We start from the raw sequence: 4384 nt of genomic DNA, 5'->3' as shown, positions 1-4384 counted from the left end.
AGGAAAAGCTGCCGAGAAACGCGCCCAGCAGCGGCCCCACCGCGAGCCCCACCCCGAGCGCCGCCCCGTAGAGCAGGATCGCCCCGGCCTGGCCGCCCGAAGCCGCACCGACGATCACCGACAGCGCCGTGGCGATGAAGAAGGCGTTTCCCAGGCCCCAGACGGCTCGCAGCGCGACCAGTTGCTCGATCGACCCCGCGGCGGCGCACAGCGCGGTGGCGACCACGATCAGCGTCAGTCCGGCGAGGACCGTGCGCTTCGCCCCGAAACGCGCGCTCATCGCCCCCGTCAACAGCATCGCGACGACCTGCACACCGAGGTACGACGAGAACAGCAGCGTGACCTGCGAGGGAGTGGCGTGCAGCCCCTCGGCGATGGACAGCAGGATCGGGTCCACCAGGCCGATCCCCATGAACGCGATCACGGCCGCGAAGGCGGTGATCCAGACCTGTTTGGGCTGGCCCTTCACCGCCTCCAGCAGGCTCGAGTGCCCCTTGCCGCTCACGATTCCTCCCATTTCGCCCGCTCCGCCGGATCCACGAGCTGCCGCAGTGCGGGCAGGGCGGCTTCGATCGCCGCGCGCTCCGCCGGGCCCATCGCGCTGAGCCGCTCACGCAGGAATTCCTCTCGCGCGAGCACCAGTTCCTCGATGTAGCGGCGCCCCGCCTCGGTCGCCTCGATCAGCACCGCCCGCCGGTCCTCCGGATCCATCCGGCGGGTGACCAGGCCGAGCCGGGTCAGCCTCCGGACGAGATCAGTCATGGAGGGCTGGCGCACCCCTTCGAGTTCGGCGAGCACGCTCATCCGCCGGGGCCCGTTGCGCACCAGCTCGCCGAGCACCGAACCCTGGGTCAGGGTGAGCTGATGCTGCGGGGTGAGCCGCCGAACCATGTAATAGAGGCGGAAGACGAGCGGGCGCAGCTCGTGCGCCAGCTCGGCGACGCCGGTGACGGCTCCTTCGACAGCTCCTTGACTCACTTAGCTATGCTAAGCAATATTAGTTAGCGTGTCGAAGTAATTCGGCTCACAGGTAGCGTCGGGGCATGGACGCGGTGGTTTTCGATCTCGACGGGGTACTGATCGACTCCGAACGGACCTGGGACGAGGTGCGGCGCGCGGTCGTCGCCGAACACGGCGGGACGTGGACCGCCGAGGCGACCAGGGCCATGCAGGGGATGAGCACCCCCGAATGGGCGCGCTACCTGGTCACCGAGCTCGGCGCGCACAGCGAGCCGGGGCGGATCGCCGAGCTCGTGATCGAGGGCATGGAGCGGCGCTACGCGGACGGGCCGCCCCTGCTGCCCGGAGCGCCCGAAACCGTCCAGGCGGTGGGGCGGCGTTTCCCGGTCGCGATCGCCAGCTCCTCACCACCGGTCCTGATCAAGGCCTTCCTCGACGCGACCGGCCTCACGGACGTGGTACCCGTGGCCGTGTCCAGCGAGCAGGTCGGCGCCGGGAAACCGGCCCCCGACGTCTACCTCAGGGCGACGGAACTCCTCGGCGTGCCCGCCGAAGCCTGCGCCGCCGTCGAAGACACCACCAACGGGCTGCGCGCGGCCCTTGCCGCGGGCATGACGGTGTACGCGGTGCCCAACCCGCACTTTCCGCCGGATCCGGCGGTACTCGCCGAGGTCCACCAGGTGCTCGGCGACATCCGGGAACTCCCCGGGAGGCTGTGAACCGGGGTATCGCCCCGGAAAACGAAACCGGCGCCCGCCGGCAGGCCCCCTCTGTGTCTGCCTGCCGGTGAGCGCCGGACGACCGGAAAGGTCAGCGTTCCAGATCTCCGCGGATGAAGGCCTCGACCGCGTCGCGAGCCTCGGAGTCGCTGTACTGCTCCGGCGGCGACTTCATGAAGTAGGACGAAGCCGACAGCAGCGGACCACCGATGCCGCGGTCCATCGCGATCTTCGCGGCGCGCACCGCGTCGATGATGATGCCCGCCGAGTTCGGCGAGTCCCACACCTCGAGCTTGTACTCCAGGTTCAGCGGCACGTCGCCGAAGGCGCGGCCCTCGAGCCGGACGTAGGCCCACTTGCGGTCGTCCAGCCACTGCACGTAGTCCGACGGGCCCACGTGCACGTTCGCCTTGCCGAGGTCGCGGTCGATCTGCGACGTCACGGCCTGGGTCTTGGACACCTTCTTGGACTCGAGCCGTTCGAGTTCCTTCATGTTCTTGAAGTCCATGTTGCCGCCCACGTTGAGCTGCATGGTGCGGTCGAGCTGGACGCCCCGGTCCTCGAACAGCTTCGCCAGCACGCGGTGCGTGATGGTCGCGCCGACCTGGGACTTGATGTCGTCGCCGACGATCGGCAGTCCGGCGTCGGTGAACTTCTGCGCCCACTCCGGGTTCGAAGCGATGAAGACCGGGATCGCGTTGACGAAGCCGAGTCCCGCGTCGATCGCGCACTGCGCGTAGAACTTCTGGGCCGCCTCGGATCCCACCGGCAGGTACGAAACCAGCACGTCGGCCCCGGACTCACGCAGCGCCGCGACCACGTCGACGGCCGGCTCGTCGGACTCCTCGATCGTTTCCTGGTAGAAGCGGCCGAGCCCGTCCAGCGTGTGCCCGCGCAGCACCGGCACGCCCAGCGGCGGCACGTCGGTGATCTTGATGGTGTTGTTCTCGCTGGCGAGGATGGCTTCCGACAGATCGCGGCCGACCTTCTTCGCGTCCACGTCGAACGCGGCCACGAACTCCACGTCACGCACGTGGTACGGCCCGAAACTGACGTGCATCAGCCCGGGCACCCGCGAGGCGGGGTCCGCGTCCCGGTAGTAGTGCACTCCTTGGACCAGCGATGCCGCGCAGTTGCCGACGCCAACGATGGCCACCTTTACGCGGCCGCTGTTGTCGCCCATGCCGGTTTCTCCTTCGCTCGTTGTCTTCATGGGTCAGTGCTGCTGCTCTCACGACGGCGGCCGCTAGCTCTGCAGACCGCGTTGTTCGGCTTGTTCGTGCGCGATCAACTCGTTCAGCCAGCGAACTTCCCGCTCGCTGCTCTCCAGGCCCAGCCGGTGCAGTTCGCGGGTGTAGCGGTCGATCTTCTCCTCGGCGCGCGCCAAGGCCGCCCGAAGGCCTTCCCGTCGTTCCTCGACGCGGCGGCGCCGACCTTCGAGGATGCGCATCCGGACATCGGCCGGCGTACGGGAAAAGAACGCCAGATGCACCCCGAAACCCTCGTCGTCCCAGGTCTGGGGGCCGGCGTCGCCGAGCAGCTCGGCGAAATGCTCCTTACCTTCGGCGGTGAGCTTGTACACGCGCCGAGCCCGCCGGACCCGCGTCCTGGCAGCGGATTTCGCGTACTCACCGACCTCATCGGCTTCCTCGACGATGAAGCCCGCCCACTGCAGCCGCCGCAAGGTCGGGTACAGGGAACCGTAAGAGAACGTGCGGAACATGCCGAGCGTGTCGTGCAGCCGCTTGCGCAGCACGTAGCCGTGCATCGGCGCCTCGTGCAACAGCCCGAGTATGGCGAACTCCAGCACGGTGCACCCCCTCTCGGGCAGCTGACCACTCCACACAGGGCAACCTAACGTCTCATTATATCGACTCGATACATCGAGTGGCGCAGCTAACGAAGCCCGGCGGCCGTCCGGTGGGTTACCACCACACCAACAACGGAAAAACGAAGCCCGATAAGCCGGTCGCGACCAAGATCACAGCCATGACGCGGCGGAACTCGCGGTGAATCCGTTCGCGGATACCCGCCGACCTGGCCGGACGCGCGGAACTTCACCCGAGAGTTACCAAACCGTCGGCGTGTCCCTCCCATGGCCGTTCGCGTTAGGCAGAACAGCCCATGGCGCGGGGTCGGCGGACACGTACTCTGTCAGCGTGCGAAACCAGCGACAGGTCGTGGACTACGCCTTGCAGCGCCGGGCGCTGCTGGCCGACGTCCGTGCCGGTCGCCTCGGCAAGAAGGACGTCTGCGACGCGGACCCGTACCTGCTCAGGGCGGCGAAGTTCCACGGCACCGCAAGCACCACCCCCTGCCCGGTGTGCCGCGAGGAAGCCGTCACGAACGTCTCCTGGGTGTTCGGGGACGAGCTGCGGCACATCTCCGGCTCGGCCCGCACCCAGGACGAACTCGACCGCATGGAGCAGCTGTTCGGTGAGTTCACCGTCCACGTGGTCGAGGTCTGCCGCAAATGCCGGTGGAACCACCTGGTGCTGTCATACGTCCTGGGCACGGGAACTCCGCACGGCCGTTCCAAGAGGACCGCCGGACAGTGACGGAGAACGCGGGCATGGACCCACTTGACGGCAGAACGGCGTACCCCGAACCGCCGGTCTGGGAGGCTCATTCGTGAACGACCAGTACAACCGCTCCTGGCCTGGCCAGGAGCCCGATGAACCCCGTCGTGCGCAATGGCCGGGTGC

6 protein-coding genes are annotated in these 4384 nt (G+C 68.0%); 2 read left to right on the top strand and 4 right to left on the bottom strand.

Features of this window, described 5'->3' with window-relative positions; translation table 11 throughout:
* Together FNH05_RS33350 and FNH05_RS33345 are read right to left on the bottom strand one after the other, a co-directional pair.
* A partial coding sequence (locus tag FNH05_RS33350; protein WP_144592837.1) for an MFS transporter occupies nucleotides 1–505 on the bottom strand: 505 nt, incomplete at its 3' end.
* Complete coding sequence (locus tag FNH05_RS33345) at nucleotides 502–891, bottom strand: MarR family winged helix-turn-helix transcriptional regulator (RefSeq protein ID WP_144592836.1); 390 nt, start codon at nucleotides 889–891, stop codon at nucleotides 502–504. The genes FNH05_RS33345 and FNH05_RS33350, both read right to left, overlap by 4 nt.
* 152 nt (nucleotides 892–1043) lie before the next feature.
* Between FNH05_RS33345 and FNH05_RS33340 the strand changes: the two genes are divergently transcribed.
* Nucleotides 1044–1679 (top strand): HAD family hydrolase, encoded by a 636-nt coding sequence (locus tag FNH05_RS33340; protein WP_144592835.1) that lies wholly within the window; start codon nucleotides 1044–1046, stop codon nucleotides 1677–1679.
* Nucleotides 1680–1770: 91 nt separating this feature from the next.
* Here the strand turns inward: FNH05_RS33340 and FNH05_RS33335 are convergent, their stop codons facing one another.
* Together FNH05_RS33335 and FNH05_RS33330 are read right to left on the bottom strand one after the other, a co-directional pair.
* Nucleotides 1771–2862 carry an inositol-3-phosphate synthase gene (locus FNH05_RS33335; protein WP_144592834.1) on the bottom strand — a complete coding sequence of 364 codons (1092 nt, stop codon included), beginning with the start codon at nucleotides 2860–2862 and terminating at the stop codon, nucleotides 1771–1773.
* A 63-nt stretch (nucleotides 2863–2925) separates the two neighbouring features.
* A complete protein-coding gene (locus FNH05_RS33330; protein WP_144592833.1) occupies nucleotides 2926–3489 on the bottom strand; it encodes a PadR family transcriptional regulator in 564 nt (187 codons plus the stop codon).
* A 349-nt stretch (nucleotides 3490–3838) separates the two neighbouring features.
* Here FNH05_RS33330 and FNH05_RS33325 point away from each other — a divergent pair, with 349 nt between their 5' ends.
* Nucleotides 3839–4237 carry a DUF5318 family protein gene (locus FNH05_RS33325; protein ID WP_144592832.1) on the top strand — a complete coding sequence of 133 codons (399 nt, stop codon included), beginning with the start codon at nucleotides 3839–3841 and terminating at the stop codon, nucleotides 4235–4237.
* The last annotated feature ends 147 nt before the right edge of the window (nucleotides 4238–4384 follow it).

It is taken from the genome of Amycolatopsis rhizosphaerae (genome assembly GCF_007713715.1).
In the GTDB taxonomy this organism is placed as follows: Bacteria; Actinomycetota; Actinomycetes; order Mycobacteriales; family Pseudonocardiaceae; genus Amycolatopsis_E; species Amycolatopsis_E rhizosphaerae.
The sequence above is the reverse complement of the archived record's forward strand: the minus strand, read 5'-3'. Positions and strand labels throughout refer to the sequence as shown.